This window comes from Streptomyces sp. NBC_01017 (genome assembly GCF_045162795.1).
Lineage (GTDB): Bacteria > Actinomycetota > Actinomycetes > Streptomycetales > Streptomycetaceae > Streptomyces > Streptomyces machairae.
The window spans coordinates 219929-242631 of sequence record NZ_CP108683.1 but is presented as its reverse complement, the minus strand read 5'-3'; the positions used below and the strand labels follow the sequence as shown (position 1 = coordinate 242631).

Annotated in this window: 21 protein-coding genes and 4 pseudogenes; 10 read left to right on the top strand and 15 right to left on the bottom strand. The window is 66.5% G+C overall.

Going from position 1 to position 22703, the window contains the following annotated elements; all coding sequences use genetic code 11:
- Positions 1-115 precede the first annotated feature (115 nt).
- A pseudogene (locus OG331_RS01260) lies at positions 116-915 on the bottom strand (transposase family protein).
- A gap of 230 nt (positions 916-1145) precedes the next feature.
- Here OG331_RS01260 and OG331_RS01255 point away from each other — a divergent pair.
- The 3 genes from OG331_RS01255 (at position 1146) to OG331_RS01245 (ending at position 2607) form a co-directional block, all read left to right on the top strand.
- On the top strand, positions 1146-1892 hold the full coding sequence (locus tag OG331_RS01255) for a transposase family protein (protein WP_406209570.1): 747 nt from the start codon (positions 1146-1148) through the stop codon (positions 1890-1892).
- Positions 1893-1978: 86 nt separating this feature from the next.
- Positions 1979-2200 carry a type II toxin-antitoxin system VapB family antitoxin gene (locus OG331_RS01250; RefSeq protein WP_406190760.1) on the top strand — a complete coding sequence of 74 codons (222 nt, stop codon included), beginning with the start codon at positions 1979-1981 and terminating at the stop codon, positions 2198-2200.
- A complete protein-coding gene (locus tag OG331_RS01245) occupies positions 2197-2607 on the top strand; it encodes a PIN domain-containing protein (protein WP_406190757.1) in 411 nt (136 codons plus the stop codon). Before OG331_RS01250 ends, OG331_RS01245 begins: the two co-directional genes overlap by 4 nt.
- Positions 2608-2857: 250 nt before the next feature.
- Here OG331_RS01245 and OG331_RS01240 read toward each other — a convergent pair whose 3' ends face one another.
- The 6 genes and pseudogenes from OG331_RS01240 to OG331_RS01215 all read right to left on the bottom strand — a co-directional run bounded on the left by OG331_RS01240 (position 2858) and on the right by OG331_RS01215 (position 7068).
- A complete protein-coding gene (locus tag OG331_RS01240) occupies positions 2858-3400 on the bottom strand; it encodes a tyrosine-type recombinase/integrase (protein ID WP_406190754.1) in 543 nt (180 codons plus the stop codon).
- Positions 3401-3621: 221 nt separating this feature from the next.
- Positions 3622-3846, bottom strand: a pseudogene (locus OG331_RS01235) (site-specific integrase); the annotation flags it as partial.
- The gene (locus OG331_RS01230) at positions 3843-4772 is read right to left on the bottom strand and encodes a tyrosine-type recombinase/integrase (RefSeq protein WP_406190751.1); all 930 of its coding nucleotides are present in this window, start codon (positions 4770-4772) and stop codon (positions 3843-3845) included. The gene OG331_RS01230 and the pseudogene OG331_RS01235, both read right to left, overlap by 4 nt.
- The gene (locus tag OG331_RS01225; RefSeq protein ID WP_406190748.1) at positions 4769-5983 is read right to left on the bottom strand and encodes a site-specific integrase; all 1215 of its coding nucleotides are present in this window, start codon (positions 5981-5983) and stop codon (positions 4769-4771) included. Before OG331_RS01225 ends, OG331_RS01230 begins: the two co-directional genes overlap by 4 nt.
- Positions 5984-6132: 149 nt before the next feature.
- Positions 6133-6219: pseudogene (locus OG331_RS01220) on the bottom strand (IS5/IS1182 family transposase); the annotation flags it as partial.
- Between the two features lie 48 nt (positions 6220-6267).
- Positions 6268-7068 carry a transposase family protein gene (locus tag OG331_RS01215; RefSeq protein WP_406209567.1) on the bottom strand — a complete coding sequence of 267 codons (801 nt, stop codon included), beginning with the start codon at positions 7066-7068 and terminating at the stop codon, positions 6268-6270.
- Between the two features lie 314 nt (positions 7069-7382).
- Between OG331_RS01215 and OG331_RS01210 the strand changes: the two genes are divergently transcribed.
- Positions 7383-8327: an RNA-guided endonuclease TnpB family protein gene (locus OG331_RS01210; protein WP_406190745.1), complete on the top strand. Its 945-nt coding sequence runs from the start codon at positions 7383-7385 to the stop codon at positions 8325-8327.
- A gap of 401 nt (positions 8328-8728) precedes the next feature.
- Here the strand turns inward: OG331_RS01210 and OG331_RS01205 are convergent, their stop codons facing one another.
- Both OG331_RS01205 and OG331_RS01200 read right to left on the bottom strand, forming a co-directional pair.
- Positions 8729-9904 (bottom strand): PP2C family protein-serine/threonine phosphatase, encoded by a 1176-nt coding sequence (locus OG331_RS01205; protein ID WP_406190742.1) that lies wholly within the window; start codon positions 9902-9904, stop codon positions 8729-8731.
- A gap of 739 nt (positions 9905-10643) precedes the next feature.
- Positions 10644-11033 (bottom strand): ATP-binding protein, encoded by a 390-nt coding sequence (locus OG331_RS01200; protein ID WP_406190739.1) that lies wholly within the window; start codon positions 11031-11033, stop codon positions 10644-10646.
- Between the two features lie 876 nt (positions 11034-11909).
- On the opposite strand from OG331_RS01200, the gene OG331_RS01195 reads away from it, so the two are divergent.
- The gene (locus OG331_RS01195) at positions 11910-12248 is read left to right on the top strand and encodes a MerR family transcriptional regulator (protein ID WP_406190736.1); all 339 of its coding nucleotides are present in this window, start codon (positions 11910-11912) and stop codon (positions 12246-12248) included.
- An 827-nt stretch (positions 12249-13075) separates the two neighbouring features.
- Here OG331_RS01195 and OG331_RS01190 read toward each other — a convergent pair.
- Together OG331_RS01190 and OG331_RS01185 are read right to left on the bottom strand one after the other, a co-directional pair.
- Positions 13076-13492 carry a hypothetical protein gene (locus OG331_RS01190; RefSeq protein WP_406190734.1) on the bottom strand — a complete coding sequence of 139 codons (417 nt, stop codon included), beginning with the start codon at positions 13490-13492 and terminating at the stop codon, positions 13076-13078.
- A 408-nt stretch (positions 13493-13900) separates the two neighbouring features.
- Positions 13901-14056 (bottom strand): DUF6131 family protein, encoded by a 156-nt coding sequence (locus OG331_RS01185; protein ID WP_406190732.1) that lies wholly within the window; start codon positions 14054-14056, stop codon positions 13901-13903.
- A gap of 314 nt (positions 14057-14370) precedes the next feature.
- Between OG331_RS01185 and OG331_RS01180 the strand changes: the two genes are divergently transcribed.
- Positions 14371-14907 (top strand): winged helix-turn-helix domain-containing protein, encoded by a 537-nt coding sequence (locus tag OG331_RS01180; protein ID WP_406190729.1) that lies wholly within the window; start codon positions 14371-14373, stop codon positions 14905-14907.
- On the top strand, positions 14811-15422 hold the full coding sequence (locus OG331_RS01175; protein WP_406190727.1) for an IS630 family transposase: 612 nt from the start codon (positions 14811-14813) through the stop codon (positions 15420-15422). Before OG331_RS01180 ends, OG331_RS01175 begins: the two co-directional genes overlap by 97 nt.
- A gap of 7 nt (positions 15423-15429) precedes the next feature.
- Here the strand turns inward: OG331_RS01175 and tnpA are convergent, their stop codons facing one another.
- Complete coding sequence (gene tnpA / locus OG331_RS01170) at positions 15430-15834, bottom strand: IS200/IS605 family transposase (RefSeq protein WP_406190724.1); 405 nt, start codon at positions 15832-15834, stop codon at positions 15430-15432.
- A gap of 25 nt (positions 15835-15859) precedes the next feature.
- Here tnpA and OG331_RS01165 point away from each other — a divergent pair.
- Positions 15860-17084: pseudogene (locus OG331_RS01165) on the top strand (RNA-guided endonuclease InsQ/TnpB family protein).
- A gap of 12 nt (positions 17085-17096) precedes the next feature.
- Here OG331_RS01165 and OG331_RS01160 read toward each other — a convergent pair.
- The 3 genes from OG331_RS01160 to OG331_RS01150 form a co-directional block, all read right to left on the bottom strand.
- Entirely contained in the window at positions 17097-18317 is a 1221-nt protein-coding gene (locus OG331_RS01160; RefSeq protein WP_406190588.1) for an ISAs1 family transposase, read from the bottom strand.
- A gap of 179 nt (positions 18318-18496) precedes the next feature.
- On the bottom strand, positions 18497-18883 hold the full coding sequence (locus OG331_RS01155; RefSeq protein ID WP_406190721.1) for a hypothetical protein: 387 nt from the start codon (positions 18881-18883) through the stop codon (positions 18497-18499).
- Between the two features lie 200 nt (positions 18884-19083).
- Complete coding sequence (locus OG331_RS01150; RefSeq protein ID WP_406190718.1) at positions 19084-19560, bottom strand: DUF5994 family protein; 477 nt, start codon at positions 19558-19560, stop codon at positions 19084-19086.
- A 285-nt stretch (positions 19561-19845) separates the two neighbouring features.
- Here OG331_RS01150 and OG331_RS01145 point away from each other — a divergent pair, with 285 nt between their 5' ends.
- Entirely contained in the window at positions 19846-20421 is a 576-nt protein-coding gene (locus tag OG331_RS01145) for a DUF5994 family protein (RefSeq protein ID WP_406190715.1), read from the top strand.
- Between the two features lie 1534 nt (positions 20422-21955).
- Positions 21956-22702, top strand: a complete 747-nt coding sequence (locus OG331_RS01140) for an FkbM family methyltransferase (RefSeq protein WP_406190713.1) — start codon at positions 21956-21958, stop codon at positions 22700-22702.
- Position 22703: the final 1 nt, after the last annotated feature.

The following is a 22703-nucleotide window of genomic DNA, read 5'->3' as shown; positions in this document are numbered from 1 at the left end:
GCAGGCTGGGGGTGTGTATGAGGTCGAGTTGGAGAAACCCCAGCCGGATGACCTCAATCGTCAAAGCCATCCTCACCCTCGAAACTCACCGCTGAACAAGCTCAGTGAACCTCTTTCATCCTGAATAGTCGCAGGTCAGCAGCGTGTGGATGGCTTGGACGGTGCGGCTGACGCGGCGGGTGGAACAGCGCGCCTGGCGGAGGATCCGCCAATGCTTGAGTTGGGCGAAGGCCCGTTCGCCGGGTGCTCGGAGACGGGCGTGATCACGGTTGAACTGTTGGTAGTGCGGTGGTTGTTCGCGGTGGTGGTAGTACGGGGTGCGGACGGTGGCGCCGGCGCCTTGGTAGGCGCCGTCCGCGAGCACAAGGATTTGTCGGGTGAGGCAGGCCTGGACGATGCCGTGGGCACGGGCCGCGGTCAGATCGTGCGTCCTGGCAGCGCGCGGGAGAACCACAGCGGTGCGCCATCACCACGTGCGATGACCTGTACGTTCATGCCGTGCTTGCGGTGCTTTTGTGAGTCGTACGGCTCGTCCGCTTTGACGCGGTCGGTCGGGATCAGGGTGCCATCGGCGAGGACGAAATCGCCCTCGCCGAGCCCGACCAGGGCTTCGCGCAGACCCGGCGCCCAGGCTGCCAGGACGTCCAAGGTTTCGTCCACGTACCGCCAGGCCGTTGTCTCCGAGACTCCAAACCTGGCTCCGACCTGCGCATACGTCTCGTTCTTGCGTAGGTGGGCGAGTGCAAGAAGGGCCTGCTTGAAGCAACCCAGTTTGCGCCAGGGCGAGTTGATCTCCTGGCGGTGTTCATAAAGCAGCCAGGCGACATGCTCGACGAGTTCGTGCGGGACATCGAGCGTGGCAGAATACGGAACCAACGAAGCCTCCGTCGGCGGCGTGATGCGTGAGAACACCACATCAACGACGGAGGCTTCGTCATGTTCCGATCAGCATCTCTGACCCGCGGTTTCACCCTTCAAGGACCAGGATGAAAGGGGTTCACTGAGCCGTTTTCATCCTGTCTCTGGGGGGGTGAACTGGCAGGTCAGTGGGGGTGGGTAACGAGACGAGGCCCCTGGTCGTTGCGGTGGTGTTCTCTACGCACCACGCATCGCCCGAGGAGCCTCGCTTGGTCCCGTATCGTGCCATGGTCGACGTACCGCATGAGTTGGTTGAGCACGTTTCCTGGCTCATCTACGCACGAAGGTGTGAACGCCGTACGAGGTGGCCGAAGCTGGGCTGCTTCAAGCGGGCCTTGCTCGCCCTGGTGCACCTGCGTAAGAACGAGACGATAACCGCGCCGGCGGCAGGCTTCGGTGTCTCGGCAGCCACTGCGTGGCGCTACGTCGACGAGACCCTGGACGTCCTTGCGGCCTGGGCGCCGGGCCTGCAGGAAGCCCTGGCCGGGCTGGGCGAGGGCGACTTCGTCATCGTCGACGGCACCTTGATCGCCACCGACCGCGTCCACGCGGACGAGCCGTACTACTCCCAAAAGCACAAGCAGCACGGCATGAACGTCCAGGTGATCGCACGTCCCGACGGCACACCGCTCTGGTTCTCCCGGGCCACGCCAGGACGCACCCACGACCTGACCGCCGCCCGTGCTCACGGCATCATCCAAGCCTGCCTCACGAGACAGATCCTGATCCTGGCGGACCGCGCCCACCAGGGCGCCGGCGCCACCGTCCGCACCCCATACAAGAACCACCGCGAACAACCCGCGCGCTACCAGGAGTTCAACCGCGATCACGCCCGGCTGAGGGCGCCGGGCGAACGCGCCTTCGCACAGCTGAAGTCCTGGCGACTGCTCCGGCGGGCCAGATGCTCCACCCGCCGCATCGGCACCATCGTCCAAGCCGTCCACACGCTGATGACCTGCAGCTATTCAGGATGAAAACGGCTCAGTGAGCCGACGCATGGATCGGGAAATGTTGGTGATGTATTCTTCTATATACATCATCAACATTCTAGGGGTGCTGTATGTCTGTGACCCAGATCGACATCGATGACGATGCCTTGGAGCGGGCCATGGCTCTGGCTAACGTCCGGACCAAGAAAGAGGCCGTCAACCTCGCTCTTGTCTTCTACGCCGAGCGACAGGAGCGTGCGGCGCGCATCCGCCGTCACTTCGAGCGTGCGCGTGAGTGGGGAGCCGTCGAGGACGCCGAGCATCTGCACCGAGCGGAGAAGCAGAGCCGGTGATCTACCTGCTTGACACCTCCGGCCTCGTCAGACTGCTCCGCGATCCGAGACTGCAGTCGGCCTGGTACGACGCGATCGATGCCGGGGCCATCGCATCCTGCTACGTGCAACGCGCCGAGTTTCTGTACAGCGCCCGAGACGGTCGCGAGTACGACGAGATCGCGGAGATGTTCTCCGACCTCTACCTCGATGTCGCGGTTCCGAAGAACGCGGGGCGTTGGATCAGTGCGGTCCAATACCGAATGGCCCGGGCCGGGGAGCATCGCAGCGCCTCGGCAGTGGATCTCGTCATCGCCGCTACCGCCGCCCACCACGGCCTGGCTGTCCTCCACGACGACGCCGACTACGGCACAGTCGCCCGGCACGCGTCCGACCTGGCGGAGCACAACATCCACAACGTCGTCTGAAAGGTCGTTTTCTCCCGTTGTTTCATCCCGGAATCTGCTGTTTGGTCTGCGGTGTCGGGTCGCGCCGGGAGATGACGTTCCCGCTGGTGGGACGGCGGGCCATGAGGTCGGTCATGGCGATGTGGATCATGGCTTCGGAGCGGACGGACAGGGTCTCGTACTATTCCGCGCTTCGAGTTATCCCGAGCTGACACCGACCGTGCAGGTCAGCGGAGTTGCGAGGTGCTGGTGCTCGGCATAACGGGCGCGGTCAGAGGCTGTCGAGGAAGGCGAGGACGGGGTCGGGGGCGGTGTAGCGGCCCGGCTTGCTGTCGGGTGGTGTGGTGCGGGCGAGGGCTCGTTCCTTGAGCGTCATGTCGGCGTGGAGGTAGATCATCGAGGTTTCCTGCGACTCGTGGCCGAGCCAGAGGGCGATCACGGAGGTGTCGGCCCCTGCGTGCAGCAGGGACATCGCCGCGGTGTGCCGAAGGGTGTGGGGCGTGACGTTCTTGGTGCGGAGAGACGCGCAGGCCACGGACGCGGCGGCGGTGTGCTTGGCGACGAGGCGGGCGACGGCATCCGGGCTGAGCCGGCCACCGCGGTGGGTGCAGAACAGCGGGTCGGTGGGGTCTCCGCCGCGTTCGGCGAGCCAGCCGCGCAGGACGGTGACCGTGTGGCGAGTGAGCGGGGTGGCGCGGTCCTTGCGGCCCTTGCCGTGGCAAAGGACGCGCGGGCCGCGTCCCAGGTAGATGTCCTGGAGTTGGACGCCGGTGAGTTCGCAAACGCGCAGACCGGTCTGGACGGCCAGGTGCAAAGGGTGTGGTCGCGGCGCCCCCACCAGGTGCTGAGGTCGGGTGCGGCCGGCAGGGCCTCGATCTCGTCCCGGGTGAGGTAGCAGACGTCGCGTCGCTCGGTGCGTTTGGAGGGGATGGCCAGCACCTGCTGGATCAGGGCGGAGTACTCAGGGGACCGGAAGGCCGCGTATCGGAACAGCGAGTGGATCGCGGCCGGTCGCGCGTTGCGGGTGGTGGTGCCGTTGCCCCGCGTGTTCTCCAGGTGTGTGAGGAACGCGCCGATCAGGGCGGCGTCGAGGTCGGCGAGGTCGAGGTCGGTGGGCTGTTTGCCGGTCTGCTGGCTCGCATAGCGAAACAGCAGACGGATGGTGTCGCGGTAGGCGACGACGGTGTGGCCGCTTGCCTGGCGCTGGTGGGCGAGCCGGTCGGTGAAGAAGCCCTGGACGAGGGGTGCCGGTGAGCTCATGGGAGATCTCCGAGGAAGGCGTCGAGCCGGCCTGCGGCCAGGGCGAGCAGTTCGGGGGCCGCCTGGAGATACCAGTAGGTCGAGACCGGATCGACATGGCCCAAGTAGGTGGACAGCAGTGGAAGTTGTGCCTGGACGTCCGTGCCGGTGCGGTACCAGTTGAGCATTGTGGCGATGCAGAAGGTGTGCCGCAGGTCGTGGATGCGGGGCTTCCGGCCGCCCGCCGCTGGACGGATGCCGGCAGCGTCGCGGAGCCGGGCGAAGGTCTCGGGGACGTGATGGGCGTCCAGGCGATCCCCGCGGGTGTTGACGAAGAACGCCGGGGTCGACACCACGGGCTGGAGCAGGTCGCGCCGCTGGTCGTGGACGTGCAGCGCCTGCATCGTGCTGGGGTGCACGGGGACCTCGCGGGCCTTGCCGAGTTTCCCCGCCCGGATAGTGAGCACCCCGGCGTCCCAGTCGACGTCGGAGCGGTCGAGTCCGCAGGCTTCACCGACGCGCATGCCAGTGGCGGCCAGCAGACCGATCAGGGTGGCGTAGTTGAGCGCCCGCAGCGGATGGCGGAGCCCGGTGGCGGCCGCCATCAGTGCGACGATCTCGTCCGGGGCGAACAGGTGCGGGGCGATGCGGCGATAGCGCAGGGGCATCAGATCCGGGTGCGGAATCTCGGTGGCCGGGTCGAGGGCCTGCAGATGCCGGGCGAAGATCCGTGCCACGGTGAGTCGCTTGTTCCAGGAAGCCGGGTTCACGCCGGGCGCGGTCCGCGTAGCCCAGGCCACCGCCAGGTCGGTGGTGATGGTGATGGCGCCGACGCCTTCGAGGTAGCTGATGAAGTCCATCAGCATCCTGCCGTGGCCCTCCAGCGTGAACCCCAGGTTCCGCCGCATGGTCAGGTAGTCCCCCGCGTGCTCGCGCAGACTGGTCATGACGCCTCCCCGGGCCAGGGCCGGGCCAATTCCCGCAGCCGTACTCGGTCGACCTTGGCGTAGATCGCCGTGGACAACTGGGACCGGTGCCGCAGGACTTGGCCGACTTCGGGCAGGGGTGCTCCGGCGGCCAGCAAGTCACTGGCCACCGTGTGCCGCAGCCGATGGGCGCCCAGCCGCGGCAGGCCGGTCCGCTTGCAGCCACGGGCGACGAGGGCACGGATGCCGCTGGCGGTGACGGACTGGCGAGGGGCACGCCCGGAGAGAAACAGGCGGCTGGTGGAAGAGTCGGAGGGACGGCCGTGCATCAGGTAGTCAGCCAGGGCCTCGCCGACGTCGGCCGGCAGCGGGAGGCGGTCGGTGAGCCCGCCCTTGCCGCGGATGGTCAGTTCACCGGACCGCCAGTCGACATCGTTGATCTCGATCGCGGCGGCCTCGCAGGCACGCAGCCCGAGCCGCGACAGGACGGTCAGGACCGCGAAGTCGCGCCGCCCGGCAGGGGTGCTCCGGTCGCATCCGGACAAAAGCGTGTTCACCTCGTCGGCTGTCAGGCGGCCCGGCAACGTGGCGAGTCTCCGGTTCGCCACCGTGGGCACCGCCCCCGCCAGCGGCCTGCTGATGCGGCCCGTGACGAACAAGAACCGCAGCAGTGACCGCAGACCGGTCACCATCTTCTTGGCATCGGCGGTGCTGCGGCACGCAGCCCCCTCCAGGACGAACCGGGTGACGTGCTCGGCGGTCAGACCGGCCAGGCCCTGCGCCAGCGGCAACGGCACCGTGGACAAGAACGCCCGTACCGGCGGCAGATAGCGGCGGACCGAAACCTCAACCACCCCACGCTCGTCCCGCAGGTACTGCCGGTACTCGCTCAGCAACACCCCCACCTCGCTGTCGTCGACGGGCACCAGGGCCTCCGGCACTGCCCCGACCGAGCGCAGATGGGCGAGGAGAGGAACGAGAGCACGCGAGCTCGTTCGCTTCCGGTAGTCCCGCCGACGAACGGCGAGGAACTCCGCGATCACCGGCCCTGCCAAGGCTTCCGGCTCCACGCCCCGGGCACCCATCCACCGGCTCAAGTGGGCCGTGAGTTGCATCAGCTCACAGGAAGACTTGGGGGTGTAGCCCTGGTGCAGCACCGCGGCACACAAGCCGACCGCGTACGGAGCCAGCGGCCCCGTCACCACTACTCGCGACGGATCACGCTCATACATGACCGCCCTCCAGACTGGGCTCCCAACCAGTCAGGCAGTCCAAGCCGCAGAACGCGACCCCTGCATTATTCCGACCGCCCCGTACCCGTTCACCGCCTCAGCCTGCGCGGTTCGTGTCAGGTCGGGATAACGCGAAGCGCGGAATAGTACGAATTACTCCGAGCTCGGAGTAATTCGTAGTCGCGGGCCAGTCTGCGGTGGAGCATGAGCCAGCCGTAGGTCCGCTCTATCGCCCAAGCACACTGAGTCTTTGCCAGTAACGGATCATGACGTTGCGTGATTGATCAGATGGTGCGGTCGTACTCGAGCTGGAGCAGGACGAGGGCTGCGGCGGCGATCTTCGTGATGCGGCTGGGGTCGAGGCTGATCCGGCGCAGGGCTTTGAAGGTCGTCTTGAGCAGGGAGCTGGCGCGCTCGCAGACGCCGTGGATGCCGCGGATGACCTTGTTGTACGTCTGCTGGGCCTCGGTCAGCTCGCTTCCGGCGGGCTTCTTGTACGGGTGTCGGAAGCCGTCGCCGGCGTTCTCGTGGCCGAGGTCGGCCAGGGTCGGCATGTCCAGCTCGGCGGCGATCCGGTTGAGGGCGTCAAGCAGACCGTGGTGGCGGGCGCAGGTGGTGTCGTGTTCGCGGCCCGGGCGGGCCGGTGAGACCCGGATCGGCCGGCCGTCCGGGGTTGAGATGACCTGCACGTTCCCGCCATGGTGCTGATGTTTTCCGGACCACCAGAGGTCCGCGCCGTTGGGGCCGGGAGCGGCGACGCGATCCGTGCGGACGACGGTGCCGTCGAGGTTCAGATGTGTCAGCCCGGCGGCCTTCGCGCGTTCCAGCGCAGTCGCCAGGTCCGGTGCCCCGGCCGCCGGAACGGTCAGTCCTTCATGGAGGTAACGGTAGGCGGTGGAGGTCGACAGGCCGTTGTCGCGGGCGAGTTGGGAAACGCGGGCGTTGTCGATGAACCAGCGCAGGACGAGCACTGCCTGCCGGAAGCAGCCCGGCGCACGCCTGCCCCTGCGGGTTCTGGCCGCGATGCGGTGGTCGCGAAGCAGCCGAGCCAGGTGCTCGGCGGTGGACCGCTCCACGTCGAGCACCGCGGTGTAACTGGTCGACACGTGAGGGCTACTAGCTGCTGTGGAGTCCATCAGCGAATCTCGGCCTTCGTCAGGTTCTCTTGATCGTTGGGGTTGCTGGTGTCGGGTTGTCAGCGGGGGCAGGTACGGTTCTTGGGGTGATCACGACGCATGCCTACCGGTTTGCGCTGGACCCGACGCCGCGTCAGGCCGGTGCGATGTCCGGCATGCCGGCGCGGCTCGTGTCGCCTACAGCTGGGGTCTGGCCGTGGTGAAGGCGGTCCCGGCGTGAGGCGGAACGCTCCTACGGCATTGCCGAGGCGGAGTTGACGCCTATGGTGTCGTGGTCGATGTACTGGCTGCGCAAGGCGTGGAACCAGGCAAAGGACGCCGTTGCCCCCTGGTGGGCGGTGTGCTCGAAGGAGGCGTACGCCACCGGTCTTGACCGGCTCGCGTCTGCGTTGAAGAACTGGGCCGCGCGGATCAAGTCCGCGACCGTCGGGCAGGAGGCCGAACGCTGGTTCGTCTCCTTCATCGTGGAAGTCCAGCGCGTGGAGCGTCCGCCCACCCGGCCGGATGCGGTGATCGGCGTCGATCTCGGGGTGAAGACCCTCGCGGTGTTCTCCGACGGGCGCCCGGCCACCGAGAACCCGAAGCACCTGGCCGAAGCACAGCGGAAGCTGGGCCGCCTGTCCCGTACGGTCTCCCGCCGCCGAGGGCCCGACCGGCGCACCGGACAGCAGCCCTCGAACCGGTGGAAGCGCGCCGACGCCCAGCGCAACCGCGTGCACCACCGCGTCACCGCGCTGCGCCGGGACGGCATACACAAGCTCACCACCTCCCTGGCTGGGGAGTACGGCACCGTGGTGGTGGAAGACCTCAACGTCGCCGGCATGGTGAAGAACCGGAAGCCGGCCCGCTCGATCGCGGATACCGGGTTCGGTGAGATCCGCCGGCAACTCGCCTACAAGACCGCCTGGAACAGCGGACGGCTCGAAGTCGCCGACCGCTGGTTCCCCAGCTCGAAAACGTGCAGTGCCTGCGGCAACGTGAAACCCAAGCTGCCGCTGCGGGTACGCACCTACATCTGCGAAGACTGCGGATTGGTCCTGGACCGGGATGAGAATGCCGCACTCAACCTCGCCGCACTCGTGAAGCGGCACGTCGCCGGGAGTGGCCCGGAGACAGTAAACGGACGTGGAGCCGACCGTAAGACCCCGCCTGGCCGGGCAGGTGGCCATGAAGCGTCTGCCCCGCACCGGCGACCCCTGCCCGGGTAAGACGGGGACCTTCGTCCAGTAATGGGCGAATCACTGCGATTCACTGAGAATCCAGCGAACGGTGGCGTAACTAGCTAGCGACGCCGAGGCCGCCGGGTGGGCCACCACGATGGTGGCCGGGGCGGAAAGGCCAGTCCGGACATGCCCCGGGCCCTGGGGGAGAAGAGATCCCCGGGGCCCGTTGTATGGAGTCGTGCGATTCAACGACGGTGCGGTGTTCGCGTCACGCGGTTGCTGGCTGCGGCACTTCCAGGGCGTCTGCCACTTGCGCGCCATTGCGGCCATCTGTGGTGGGAGCGCTGAAACCGCAGCCCGCCACCTACCGCAGGCCTGCTCAACGAACAAGCGCGGACGGCGAATACGGATGCGTCACAGACCTTCTTGGATCAGGAGCGCTCTGGTCATCCCTGCTGCTTCGTGCGGGCGGTTGAGGCTTGCCGAGTGTCCGCGCCGGAGCTGACGCGCCGCTGGGTCTCCTGGGGGCCGTGCCAGTCCAGGCACATGGCGGTGACATCGTCTTCGAGCCGGCCGCCGGCAGCGTCCCGGACTGCGGATGTCAGGGCCATTGCGGTCTCCCGCGGGTGCAGGCCCCGGGTCCGCTCCAGCAGGGCGGGCAGGTCGACCTTCTCTCCGTGGCGCTCGAGCATGCCGTCGGTGAACATGAGCAGACGGTCACCGGGGCGCAGATCGAGGTCCTGAACGCGGTAGGGGTGGGGTGTGAGCTCGGACAGTCCGAACGGATGGTCCACCTTGCAGGGGATCACCTCCACAGTTCCCTCGCGCATGCGTAGTGGCCAGGGGTGGCCGGCGTTGACGAGCTGGGCGTGTCCGGTGTGGAGGTTGATGCGCAGCAGCTGCCCGGTGGCGTGACCGTGGCCGTGGTCGATGAGTGCCTGGTCGGCCCGGTGGGCCTGCTCGGCCAGGCCGGCTCCTGCGCGGCGGGCGCCGCGCAGGGCGCTGACCAGGACCGTGGCGGCCAGGGCGGCGTCGATGTCGTGGCCCACGGGGTCGGTCACCGACACATGCAGGGTGTCACGGTCCAGGGTGTAGTCGAAGGTGTCGCCGCTGAGGTCTTCGGAGGGCTCCAGGTTCCCGCTCAGGGTGAACTGTGCAGCCTCGCACGACAGCGACGGGGGAAGCAGCTGGTACTGGATCTCTGCCGCCAGTGTGGGCGGCTTGGAGCGTTTGCCCCAGGTGTAGAGGTCGGTGAAGCGCCCGTTGGCGATCACGATGTACGCCAGGAGGTGGGCGGCTTCCCCGACCGCATCAAGGACGTTCTCGCCGGGGTCGGCGGGCAGGAGTAGTTCCAGCAGGCCGATCGCATCCCCCCGGTTGGTGACCGGCATGATCACCCGATGTCCGTGGCCGGTCGCCTCCTGATACAGCCGCTGGGTACGGATCACTTCCTCATAGACGCTGCCGAACATCGGGATCCGCTCCGCCTCCCGGCCACCCTCTGCAGGGGCGGTGGACAGCCGCGCTACCGCCTTCCCCGTCAGATCCACGATGAGGAATGAGACCTTCGTGGCCTCGAAACGCTGCCGCAGGTCCTCTGCGACCACGTCGACGGCCTCCACCGGTGCTGCTGTCTCCGCTGCCGTCAACACCCGGGGAAGACCACTTTGCCCACCACGCACGACTGCGGTCCCTTCCACCAGCCCCCTCCTACCAGCATGGGAACCGCCGCTAAGAGCGTCAATTTGTGAACACCCACGGTAAGCAAGGACGGTCACGGTCATGCGCTCGCGGAATCGAGAAACTCTGCAGGCCACAGGACACACACCGGGGCTTCTTTCCGAACCCCTGCCCGCGCGAGTAGCCAGCGCTCGGGTTGCTCAAGCCTGGTGACACCGGAAGAGAGGGGTGAGGGCCCGGGGCCGGGCGTTTGGCTAAGCCGGGCCCTCACGAGGAATCGCGCATCCGCGGGGGGACGGATGTTCATGGCGCGACGACCAGCTCAACGACGCGCACGCCGTCCAGGTAACTCACCACGGCCGGTCGGCCGGTCGGCCGGCCGGGTGGGCATGGCAGGGCACGGTCACCGGGTGTGCCCGCGGAAGGTGATCACCCACCGCACCCGGGGTTCGTTCCGCCCGGGCCCGCCCTGCAGCGGGAACGAGGAAGCCATCGAGGGCCAACCGGCCCTGGAAGGCTTGTCCCGTCTGCTCTTGTTGTTCGACTGGAACACCCCGACCTTAGACCTTCGCCCCGTCCTCCAGCCGCTCTGCGCCGGCTCTGGGGACCGTCACCGAGCCCGAGCGGGGCTTGTACTGCGTCCGGGCCGCAACGCCCCGGGTCGGTGCCGGCCCATTGGTCTTACCGGGTGAGGAGGGCGCTGACGGTCTTGCCGCCGGATGGCCGGCTGGTTACCGCGGTGGCGCGGGCGAGGCGGTTGACCATGGGCCAGCCGAAGCCGCCGGTGCCGCCGTTCAGGTCGGGGGTGCGCATGTGGGGGGCTTGCGGACTGTGGTCGTGCACGGCCACCTCAATGCTGTCCGGGTACGCGGTCAGGTTCAGGGTGCAGGTGCCGCCTGCGTGGCGCAGGGCGTTGGTGACGAGTTCCGAGACGACCAGGATCACGGTGTCGGCGGCCTCGGCCGCGATCGGATGCACAAGACCCTCGAGGAAGTCCCGGACGCTCTCGCGTGCGTGGGCGGCGGATGTCGTGGAGCGGGCGGGTGCGACGTCGATGCTCATCGTGTCCATCAGGTCACCCCGGTCTCTGAATCGTCCGATGCCCGGACTCGTCTGCGTGTGCTTGTGCCCTGCCTGTGGCCCGCTAACCGGGAGGTAGCGGTTCCTACGCCCGCTCTGGTCGCTGTTCGAGGTCGATTACCTCGCCGTCGAACACGCGGAAACCTGTGTTGGCCGGAGTAGACATTGGGCGGTGTTGTAGTTATGGTTTCTCTCGTAGCCCAGAGAGACAGCAGGGCCTGGCAGAGATGAACTGCCAGGCAGCAGTACCCGCAGTACACGTAGTTGCAGTACGCAGGACGGTGCGGTGGTGGAGTTTCGAAGCCAGGCTTTTGGCAGGACGGCGACGGGACTGAGGACCGGATCGGGTGGCCCGCAGTGATCAGGGGCCGCCGTGAGCAGTACCGCAGTAGCAGTTCAGTAAGTGCAGTTCGCAGTACCCAGCAGTGAAGTCAGTGAGCAGCACCTCGGTGAAGGCGTTTGCTGCGGACGCGCGCACCGGGAAGTTCGGCAGTGGGGTGCTAAGCCAGAGCAGATGCAGGACAGGCGACGGGGCTGGCTGCCGAAGAGTGACGCTTAGTCAGGTCACCAGCAGTTCGCATCACCAGTAGTGCAAAGCAGTACATCACCGAGGGAAGAACGGAGGAGCCCCGCGCCATCAGGATCGCCCGGGCGTAATCGCTGAGCCCGGGTACCGCAGGACATCGATAGTGAGGTGGTCTCCGGTCAGGCAACCGCGATCCCCGCGCCCCCGACAGCATCTCGGTCGGGCTAGCGGAAACAGAAGGCCGGCGCAGTACCAGGGCCGGCAGATGGTGTAGCAGTTCCTTCGGGGCCCTGGTGCCAAATGGCACCAGGGCCCCTCCACGCGTTCCACAGAGAGGTGCAATGACAGCAGACGACTCGTACGGCCGTCTCGACGACGACGACTACCCCGCCTACACCATGGGCCGGGCCGCCGAACTACTCGGCACCACGCCGAACTTCCTCCGCGCCCTTGGCGACGCCCGACTCATCACCCCGCTGCGCTCCGCAGGCGGCCACCGCCGCTACTCCCGCTACCAACTGCGCATCGCCGCCCGCGCCCGCGAACTCGTCGACCACGGCACCCCGATCGAGGCCGCCTGCCGCATCGTGATCCTCGAGGACCAGCTCGAAGAAGCCCAGTGTCTCAACGCCGAATACCGCCGCGCCGCCGGCTCGACGGCCGTGGCCCGGGAAAGCTGAGACCTGCAATCTCCCAGCACTTCGCGGGTGCGTCCCGCGCATGCTGCCCGGGACGCACCCGTTCTGAGCACCATCGTTCTCTACGATCGCCACCCGGACGCAGTAACGTGACGTCACGCCGCCTACTCCGGACCGTGGCTTTATCGAGCACTGACTGTTGTCAGCGAAGTTGGCCGGGCTGCTCTTGAATTGAGCCGTCCTTGGGACCGTCGTGAGCCCTGCCAAACCGGCTCTATATCTCCGGCCGCTCCATTTCACGCACCCACATCTGCCAACTATGTTCTGCGTCCACCCGCTGCCAGCCGTCCGGATCAGGCCCGTGCTCGAAGAAGCGGTACCTCCACGATGAAGCGACCTCGGAGAACCCCGAGCCGGGCCGCTTGCGGCAGTTCACCACCCAGCTCAAGGACAAGCTCCTGGAGGCCGGCGCCACGATGGGCGTCCCGATGGCCGAGCAGGCCCTCGGAGCGCTGGTGCAGTAGCGCCCCGCCGTGCAACGCCACGGAGCCCCGGGAGGTATGCCCTCCTGGGGCTCCGGCCTTCGTGGACGCTTCAGCGTGCGAAGCCGCTTCCCTACGCCGCCCAGCCGAGTCCGAGGCCAGCCAGCGCCTTCAGGGACCCCGTCGGGGGACCCGCATTCAACGGGCGCTTGTTCTCGAATCCTCGGTTCGCGTGAGGTGCTCGTGGTCCTGGTCGTCGTCGGCGTACGTGAAGTCGATGACGTACTCGAACGTGGCCGGGGTCGTCCGCCGGCACTCCGGGCGATGCCGACGGGGGGCGGACCCCGCCTGCCTGTCACCCCTACCCGAGCTCACCGGCCGCCTGAGCTAATTCTCTGTATCCGGGCCGTCCTTCTTCCCGAACTGCTGGTGCCAGTGCTGGAAGTCGATGCTCCGCCACGTCACGCCGGCCTCGATCTGCTGCAGGCTCAGGCCGGTCTCCTCGGCCAGGTCCTCGGGGCTGACGCCGTGCGGATGCTGTTGCATCGCCCGGGCGATCTTTCCTTGCCAGAGTTCGGCGTCCACGAACGGCCGGTGTTTGTACTGCTCAGCCAGTTCAGCGAGGTGTTGACGCGAACAACCGACGATCAGCCGCTTGCCGTCAAACTTGGGGTCGACCGTGATCGACGATGAGTCCGGGACTACCGCGGACCACCTCGCACTGTCCCAGGTCACGTCCCCACACAGGTCACACAGCTCAGGCTGAGCTTCGTCGCTGCCGTCCTCCGGCTCGCTCTCCGTCACCGCACCTGTCTATCGCTCACCCCTATCAAAGGCCGCCAGACGCTCCGGCTCCAGAAGTAACTTCTTTACGTACGCGCCCGGTTGTTGGCGTACACGTGAGCGAACGTGCCCAGTCACGTACGGATGGATGAACGTGCTCAGTTCTTGAGGTGCTGAGAGCTCTTGGTGCGCGATCGACGGCGACGTGGTGGAAGTTGTGGTGTGGGATTCCGATCCGGTGCTGCCGGTGGTGCGGGCCGCTGGTGCCGGCCGGGTGGGCCAGCACGGTCTGAAGACCGTGAGGGCAGCACCGCTGACGGCGTCAGTACGCAGGCTGCAGCCGTCTGTAATGGTTGGCGCCTTCGTGTCCTGGCTGCCCCATCCGGTTCGGCGGGCGGCACGACGCCGAGGCGTGGGTCAGAGAGAAGGTCACCAATAGTGGCGACGGCCGGCGACAGCGTGTCCCATGGAGCCCATGATCCACAGGACCGCGCCGATGACCGTGAGGATGATTCCGATTGTCCACAGGATCGCTATGCCGGTGATGAGGCCGACAGTCAGCAGAATGACGCCGATGAGGAGCATGACAGCCTCCGGTGCTCAATGGTGCCGCTTTTACTGTGGACTGCAACGTCGCGTATGTAAAGGGAGTCCCATCGGCGTGGGAAGCGGGGATGCGCAGTCTGCTTTGATATCTCCTGTGCCGCAGGTCTACCTTTAATCTTGGCCAGTGCTCCGGCGTTTACGCCGGGGGTGAAGGCCATCTCAGGACTGCTCTGACCCGTGCTGTGGGCACGGGTCCGAAGTGTTGCCCTCAGCCCGTGGGGCGCTTCTGGTTCTCGATGTACTGATCTTTGATGCCGTGCTTGATGATCTGGTCAGTTCGGCATACCGGATGCATGGGGACTCGAACTCGCAGGCTGCTGAGCCCAGTTGAGCTGGAGCGGCGGCGCATGCAGGCGGCGGACTTATTCGAACAAGAGATGCGGCAGGTCAAGGTCGCGGAGGTGCTCGGGGTGACGCCGCAGGCAGTCAGCCTGTGGCGTCGGGCATGGGCCGAAGGCGGCCGTGAGGCCCTGCTGTCCAAGGGGCCGGGCGGCAGCTCGTATCTGAGCGCGGCGCAGGAGCGGGAGCTGGAGGATTTTCTTCGGGCAGGGCCCACGACGCACGGCTGGGAGGACCAGCGGTGGACGCTGGCGCGGATCGGCCGGCTGATCGAGGAGCGCTTCGGCGTCACGTACGAGGTCTCGGGGGTGTGGCGGTTGCTGGACCGCCTGGGCTGGTCGTGGCAGGTGCCCAAGGTGCGGGCCGTCGAGCGGGACGAGGAGGCGATTGCCGCATGGCGCACGGAAACGTGGCCGGCGGCTTCCCATCCGCGCAGGTCAAAGCCGTCGGCGGGTGGGTTTGCTTCGAGGACGAGGCCGGGGCCTGGCTGAACGGGCCGGTCCGCCGCAGCTGGGGCAAGGCCGGGCAGACGCCGGTGCTGAGGCTGTCCGGGAAACACAACGACAAGATCAGCATGGTCGCGTGGATCTGCTTCAAGGACGGCGAAGATCCCCGGATGATCTACGCGATCAAGCCGTCGGGCGGCTACCGGAAGAAGGACTTTCCCCGGTTCCTGGCCCTGCTGCACCGCCGCCTGGACGGCCCGGTCACCGTCATCTGGGACAACTACTCCAGCCACATCAGCAAGCACGTGAAGCAGTACGCGCACAAGCAGGACTGGCTCACGATCATCCAGATGCCGTCCTACGCCCCGGAGTTGAACCCCGTGGAGCTGCTGTGGGCGCACGCGAAGGAGAAGCTCGCGAACCGGGCGTTCCGTTCGATTCACGAGCTTCACCGGGCCGCGAAGAACGCCCTGCGCTACATCCAGCGCCATCCCGAACTCCTCCTGGCATTCCTGGCCGGAACCGGCCTCGAACTCACCCCGCCAGCATCAAGCCCGTAGTCAAGGATCAGTACTGCTTCACGACGGTCAGGGGCGCCCCGCCGCAGCTTCCGGCGAAGTACGAGCCGGACCAGAAGTGACCGCCCCACAGGTATCGGCGCACGTGAGCGTCGTGCTCCTTGCGCAGCAGCCGTGCGGATACGCCCTTGAGGGAGTTGACCAGCTTGGAGAGCTGGACCTTTGGCGGGTAGTGCACGAGGAGATGTACGTGATCGTCCTCGCCGTTGAACTGTTTCAGCTCGGCCTCGAAGTCGGCGCACACCTCCCTCATGATCTCTTCGCAGCGCGTCAGCATGGCGTCCGTCATGGCCTTGCGCCGGTACTTCGTGACGAAGACCAAATGAACGTGCAGGTTGTAGACGACGTGGCGGCCGGTGCGTACATCGGGGTTTGGTTTCCAGCGTGGTGACATGAACCAAGTATGTATGATGATCGCTATGCAGCTTCGGTATGGGTTCCGCCTATACCCGAACGGTCCTCAGCGCTCGGCGCCGGCCAGGGCGTTCGGGTGCTCGCGGGTCGTCTTCAACGACGCGCTCCGCGTCCGCGAGGACGCCCGCGCCGCCGGGCTGCCGTTCATCACATCCGGCGAGCTGTCCAAGCGGCTCACCGCGTCGAAGAAGACGCCGGAGCGGGCATGGCTCGGTGGAGTGTCCTCGGTGATCCTCCAGCAGTCCCTTCGGGACCTGGACACCGCGTAGCGGAACTTCTTCGACTCCCTCAAGGGCAAGCGCCCCAAGATAGGGGCCGCCCCGCTTCAAGAGCCGTAAGGACAACCGGCAGGCCGTACGGTTCACCGCCAACGCCGGATGGAAGATCACTCCCGGCGGGAAGCTGCGCCTGCCGAAGGTCGGCGATGTGAGCGTGAAGTGGTCCCGCTCCCTTCCCTCGGTCCCGTCCACGGTGACCGTGATCAAGGACGCGGCCGGGCGGTACTTCGCGAGCTTCATCGTGGAAACCGACGCGAACGAGGTTCTGCCCGAGGTCACGCCCAAGGTCGGCATCGACCTGGGCCTGTCCCACTTCGCGATCCTCTCCGACGGCACGAAGATCGACAGCCCCCGCTTCCTGCGCCGGGCCGAGAAGAAGCTCAAGGCGGAACAGCGCCGCCTGTCCCGCAAGGCCAAGGCCGGCAACAACCGGACCAAGGCCCGTATCAAGGTCGCCCGTGCCCATGCGCAGGTGGCCGACGCACGGCGCGAGTTCCACCACCAGCTCTCCACCAAGCTGATTCGCGAAAACCAAGCGGTCGCGGTGGAAGACCTGGCGGTCAAGGGACTCGCCCGTACGCGCATGGCCAAGTCCGTGCACGACGCCGGATGGTCGGCGTTCCTGGCGATGGAGTACAAGGTCGCCCGGTACGGGCGCACCCTCGTGAAGATCGGCCGCTTCGAGCCGACCTCTCAGGTGTGCTCGCAGTGCGGCGTCAAGGACGGCCCCAAGCCGCTGCACATCCGGGAATGGACGTGCGGGGCGTGCGGGGCCGTCCTCGATCGGGACATCAACGCGGCGGTCAACGTCGCCAAGGCGGCTGGACCAGCCGTTTCAGCCTGTGGAGCGCAGGTAAGACGGGCATCCGTGCCCGCACAGCGCGATGAAGCAGGAACCCACCCGAACGCAAGCCGGACATCCGGCAGCCAGACGGGAATCGCCCTCCATTAGGTCAGGGCTTGATCAAGTTCCGTAGGTGTCGCGGTTGTTGATGATGCCCAGGATCGGGAGTGCTCGTTCGGGTTCGTCGCGGATGGCCCGGGTGGTCTTGGCGATGTTGTTGGCTCCGAGGACCTTCAGCACGCCGATGGCGAGGTTGCGGAAGGTCGCCATGGCCCGGGGCGCGGTCCCGGTGTGGACGGTGGAGGCGTCCTCGGCGAAGGTGACGTCTCTGATGTGGTGCGAGGAGTTCTCCACTCCCCAGTGCCCGCGAATCGCGGCGGCCAGGTCGGCCGGGCAGGCCTGGTGGGCGTCCAGGCTGGTCACGGCGTAGACGCTCTCACGACTCTCGCGCCGGCCGGTGAGCTTGCGGCGGCGGTGGATGCGGATGGCCAGGCGGGCGTGGGGAAACGGGATTCCGCCGAGTTCGTCGGCGATTCCGCAGGTTTTGATCGAGCGGGACTCCCGCCGGCCGTGCCCGGTCCCGGAGGCGGTGTGCTGGACGGCGATGTCCCGCCAGGGCAGGGCCGCCAGCCGGCGGTGGGCGGTCGGCTGGTTGGTCTTGATCACGGCGATGTAGTGCGCTTTCTTCGTCTCGACAAGCCAGGAAACGTTCGCCTTGACCGAGTGCAGCGCGTCGAAGGTGACGACAGTGCCGGCCAGGTCCAGCGGCTCCAGCAGCGGGCGGAAGTGGGTGGTCTCGTTCGTCTTCGCGCCGACCTCCACCTGGCCGAGGGTCACGACTGGGCCGTGGGTGACCACCGACAGCAGGTGCCGGCGTGCCGAGGTGAGACGGGCCGAACCCTTGAGCGCTTTGCCGTCAAGGGCAAGGACGCGCAGCCGCCCGGGCGCGGGTGCCGCCGGCTGCCCCGTGGCCCTGGTCGCGGTGCCGGTGACGGCGTGGTGCCGGTCGGTCAGGTAGGCGCCCACCGCCCGGTCCAGGGCATCACCGTCCACGGCGCCCAGCGCGCGCCCGATCGTCACGGGCGAGGGGGTGCGCCGCCACCCGAGCAGATGACGGCGGATACCCAGGGCCGCCAGTAGCCTGCCCGAGGCCCTCGCACCCCATTCGGCGAGCTCGTCGATGCTCTTCGCTCCCGAGACGACCGCGCAGGCACACACCAGCAGGATCGACGTCAGCGAGTACCACCGGCCCCGCCGCGAGCGTGGGTCGGGGATGGAGTCGAAGTAGGGACGCAGGTCGGCGACCTGGCCGACGTCCAGCGACCCCAGATTCCCCAGCACGGCAGGGATCGGTGAAGATACAGCGGCAGGCACGGGCCACCTCATGATCATCGGGCGTAAGACACCACAATGATCACGAAGCCCGTGCCTGCACTGCTATCTACCCCTCACGCAACAACTGCCGCGAGCATGGAACTTGAAGCCGCCCTGCCATTAGGTGGGCGAGGATTTCAACCGACTCAGATCTCCTCTGCTTGATCTCTAAGGAACTGGGTGGTCTGCCAGGCCAGAGTGTGTTCGATCTGAATGATGCTCAGCCCGCTCTCTTCAGTGAGTTGCTCCTCGCTCACGCCCGCTGGGTGAGCGCGCAATACCCGCGCGATCTTGGCCGCCCATAGTTCTTCTTTCACGAACGGTCGGCTCATATAGACACAGCGCACCAGGTTAAGGTGTTCCTTGCAGCAGGCGATCAGCTGCCGCACGCCGTCCAGATCTGGCTCAGTCGGGTGCAGCACGGACGTGTCGGGAACCAGACCGAATACCTGCTGGCCCGCCGTGACAGGCAGTCCGCAGTGTGCACACAGCACCGGCGAAATTTCCGACCAGCCCTCAGGAGAACACGTCACCCTTCCTATCTAACGCCGCTCGCCATCGGCCGCACCTGCATACCTCAACCGAGCACCCGGTTGACGCACGCGCGAGCAGCTCAACGCACGGCGGGACCGCAAGGCCAGGCTCGAAGGCGCCAGAGGCGTCTCGGCCACCCCTGATCGGACCCGGTCTGGCCATCCGCTCTTCAGCGTAGTCCCAGGTCAACGACCTGGGACTACGCGGGTTCGGGTGTGTTGGCGATGAGGATCTGAGCGGCCTGGGTGTTGTTGTCGGCGCGGACGGCGCGGGCCATCGCTTCGCGGGCGGCGTCGGCTGTGGTGTCCGGGGGGACCACCAGCAGGGCGAAGTGGTCGTTGTGGCCGCGGGTGATGAGGACGGTGTCGTCGCCGACCGAGTCGGAGTCGAGGTGCACGATTTGGTCGTCGATGACCAGGCGGGTGGGGAGGCCGTTCCAGGCTGACGCGTCCACGCCCACCCGGGTGATCGGTCCGAGGTGCCCGGTCAACACGCTGATCAGGGAGGGCAGTTCGGTCTCGATGTCGCGCGTGCGCGGCCACCACGCGCCGTCCAGGAGCCCTTCCCGGGATTGCGTGGTCTCCAGCCGCAGCAGGGCTGCGCCCGGTTTGACCGCCTGGTGGATCGCATCGGGCAGGAGCAGCGGGGGCGTGTGGGGGAGGTCGGAGTCAGCCATGGAGGTCCGCCCGTCTACGGGGTGCGGCAGTGTGTCCTCGCAGTTCGACGCCGGCGCCGGTGCCCGGTCGGCGACGCGCACGAGCCCGCTGTCGTTTCACGATACTCCCGCCGCCCGCTCCACCGTCCGCCGGAAATTACCTGGTCACGCGGGTCATGGTCCGCTGAACGGGCGTACAGTGGAAGTACCGGGAGTACTTCGCACACCGGCTTCCACGCGGGTGTCATTTCCGGCGACCACGAAAAACCGGGCTGTCGACGGACAGCCCGGGGGCAGGTCCGCATCATGACCACGACCCTCGAGTGGACCGCGCCCCGCGACCTCGCCGCAGAGTTCCCGGCACGCTTGTCCCTCACTCCGAAGACCACCCTCGCCGGCCGGCTGGACGGGGCCTGGTGGCCCTACTCCCGCGACCTCGAAGGCGAGCTCCCACCGCTCGTCGCCGCCCTGGAGGAACCCTGGGGGCGCATCACCCGCGTTACTGTGAACCCCGCACGCTGGCCCGTGGTCCCGCACATGGTGCCCGTGGACGGGCGCAAGTTGCACGTGGGCTGGTTCACCGAGCAGGACCCCGACAAGCTCATCCTGCTCTCCTACACCGTCGGGCGCTGGGACCTCCTCGTCATCCCGCCCGAGACCGCACCCGCAGCTGCGGCCCGCCTGATGGTCGCCGCAGCGATCCCGGGCAGCGTCCTCACCGCAGGCGTCCTGATGACCAACGAAGCCGTCATCGGGCGCGGCATCCGTGACGCCCTGCGCCGGGAAGCCATCTGGGAGGGCGAAGGCGGAGCCTGTATGTCCCCCTTCGGAAGCCCGATCGGACGAAGCGCCCTCCCGCTGCCCGAAAACGGCTGGAGGTGAGCTCCATGGAGACCCTCGTCATCATCGCGCGCTCGCACCACTGCTCGGCCAGTAGCCGTCGTACGGAGCGGTATTGACTGCCGAAGCTGACTCTTGCCAAGGCACCGCCCAGGGGCTTTGGTATAGAACGGCGAAGCGAGCGGGCGGAGTAGAATAGGGGCAGGGCACGAGAAGTAAGAAGACCGCGAGATTTCTCGGTCGTTGCCAGACCGCACCGGCGCTCGTCCGGATCCACCCGCCCTTCGGATGCAAAGTCGCCGGTGGCCAGAAACATGCACAAGGCGCGAAGCGAAAACGTGAAGGCGCAGGTGGAGATCGACCGGCATCCTTACCAGAGAGTATCGCCGGAACGGAAAAACCTGATGACCCCTTCCATAATCCCCCTCAATTACAGTGCTACGCATTCCCACAGGTGCACGTGCCGCACATACGCCATCCCACGCTGTCGAAAGAAGAAGTTCGTAAGGCGCCTAGATGCCGACCTGCGGTCGAAACAGCACGGTGCCCGGGTTTGGGATTTCACGCAAAACGAGTGGAGCTACGTTCTGGAGCCTGTCTATGATTACGGCCGCTCTTTCATAAATGAGGCGGCCACGGTCGCCACCTTCATATGTGGTTCCTGTCTGGAAAATGAGCGAGAGGAGTTCCTGAAGGAGCACCCGGAGTAAGCGGCGATCTCTTGGTTGTAACTGGGTTGGTTGTTGGGGTCAGATTCGGTTGTGGGTAAGGCGTCCATCGAAGGCGATGTCGAAGGCACTCAGCGCGGTCTTCCAGCGCATGGGTCAGTGGGCCTGGCCCTTGCCCGTGGAATCGAGGGACATGAACGCCATGTAGAGAGCGTCACTTGTAGCACTTTCCAGCCGTCTGCTTTCCAATCCGACGCAATCGAAATCACCCTCTCGTCCAACCTAACGTCGAGATATTCATCCAATATTGGTCTATCTGCGTACCTATAGCCTGCGGTTTACACTTGAGGCATCATATGGCCCAAGTGGGCTTTGTTCGGCATACTGACGGGCCTTCTGCGGATCTGGCATGCGAGGTGGCCATCAAGAAAATGGTCTTGCTGCCGGGCGAGTTCGAGCAGGAACTGGCGAACCGAATCGCGACGGTCCCGAGACCCGTAGTCGGCAGGATGTCTAGAGAGTCATCCGCGAATACCGACTCCCCACGGGCGTGCGACTTCATTTCTCGACGACACTTCCCGGGCCGCAGGCCGGTAAGTGCCTCCCGAAGTGAGTAACAAACGCCTTCGGTTGAGACCTGCACAGCCAGCGGAACCCGTCTACGAGGTGGGGCTTCACCTGTCTGTCAGGCCAACTGGCTTGTTCGACCACCAAGCTGGAAGGCTCACTCCGTCGGCCCTATGTCCAGCGTGCAGGGAGGCCGTTCGGCGGCTCCTGAGGGACGCTGGACTTCCGCTCGGCCGTACACGCCTGTGGCCGGACGGACGCCGACCGCGGGCAGGCTGTGGTGGGGCAATGCAGCCTCTGCTTTGGCGAAGGTGCCCGGCAAACTGACTTGGGGGATGCTCATGATCGAGATCAAATACGCGGACAAAATCTGCCGTTTCGATGACGAGGGCGTGGATCCGGAGCATCCAGGCACCATGTACGGGCCGATGATCCAGGGAAGGTTTTATGAGCATGCCTTTCTCGATTACATCGCCTCATTGGAGATTCCTGGCACGTACGTCGACGTCGGTGCGTGTATCGGCACCCACACGGTCTTCTTCGCGCTGTACTGCCCGTCCGGCCGGGTTTACGCCTTCGAGCCGCGCTCTGTGCAGATGAGGCGCCTGCGACGCAACGTGGAGCTGAACCAGGTGCAGGGCCGGGTGATCGCCTCCGAATGGGCGCTGTCCGACCGCAAGGGAAGGGTCGAAGTATCCCTGGATCGGCGCAACCATGTACTCCGTACTCGCCGGCTGGATACGCTGGTGCGAGAGCCGGTCGCTGTCATCAAGCTCGATGTTGAGGGCATGGAGGCGCAGGCGCTCGCCGGTGCCCGGCGTATGCTGCGGCGTTACCGGCCGCGGGTGTTCGCCGAAGCGCATACCGAAGAGGATGTGGCGCGCATCCTTGCTGTGCTGGAGCCGTACGGCTACCGGGCCACCGGGCGTGTCTTCAACGCCTCGCCCACCTACGAGTTCGTGGCATCACGACGGGCCGATAGCCGGGGCAAGGTGGCGATGCGGCGAGCTGTACACGCCACCCCCGCTCCCGTGAAGCGCATGTTGCCCAACGGCGTGCGTCGTCTCGCCCGTCGTGCGCTGCGCTGAT

Coding starts and splice junctions, on each gene's coding strand:
- OG331_RS01255 (WP_406209570.1), top strand. CDS start 1,146: ATGGTCGACGTACCGCATGAGTTGGTTGAGCACGTTTCCTGGCTCATC.
- OG331_RS01250 (WP_406190760.1), top strand. CDS start 1,979: ATGTCTGTGACCCAGATCGACATCGATGACGATGCCTTGGAGCGGGCC.
- OG331_RS01230 (WP_406190751.1), bottom strand. CDS start 4,772: ATGACCAGTCTGCGCGAGCACGCGGGGGACTACCTGACCATGCGGCGG.
- OG331_RS01225 (WP_406190748.1), bottom strand. CDS start 5,983: ATGTATGAGCGTGATCCGTCGCGAGTAGTGGTGACGGGGCCGCTGGCT.
- OG331_RS01210 (WP_406190745.1), top strand. CDS start 7,383: ATGGTGTCGTGGTCGATGTACTGGCTGCGCAAGGCGTGGAACCAGGCA.
- OG331_RS01200 (WP_406190739.1), bottom strand. CDS start 11,033: ATGGACACGATGAGCATCGACGTCGCACCCGCCCGCTCCACGACATCC.
- OG331_RS01195 (WP_406190736.1), top strand. CDS start 11,910: ATGACAGCAGACGACTCGTACGGCCGTCTCGACGACGACGACTACCCC.
- OG331_RS01185 (WP_406190732.1), bottom strand. CDS start 14,056: ATGCTCCTCATCGGCGTCATTCTGCTGACTGTCGGCCTCATCACCGGC.
- OG331_RS01180 (WP_406190729.1), top strand. CDS start 14,371: ATGGGGACTCGAACTCGCAGGCTGCTGAGCCCAGTTGAGCTGGAGCGG.
- OG331_RS01175 (WP_406190727.1), top strand. CDS start 14,811: ATGGCGCACGGAAACGTGGCCGGCGGCTTCCCATCCGCGCAGGTCAAA.
- tnpA (WP_406190724.1), bottom strand. CDS start 15,834: ATGTCACCACGCTGGAAACCAAACCCCGATGTACGCACCGGCCGCCAC.
- OG331_RS01150 (WP_406190718.1), bottom strand. CDS start 19,560: ATGGCTGACTCCGACCTCCCCCACACGCCCCCGCTGCTCCTGCCCGAT.
- OG331_RS01145 (WP_406190715.1), top strand. CDS start 19,846: ATGACCACGACCCTCGAGTGGACCGCGCCCCGCGACCTCGCCGCAGAG.
- OG331_RS01140 (WP_406190713.1), top strand. CDS start 21,956: ATGATCGAGATCAAATACGCGGACAAAATCTGCCGTTTCGATGACGAG.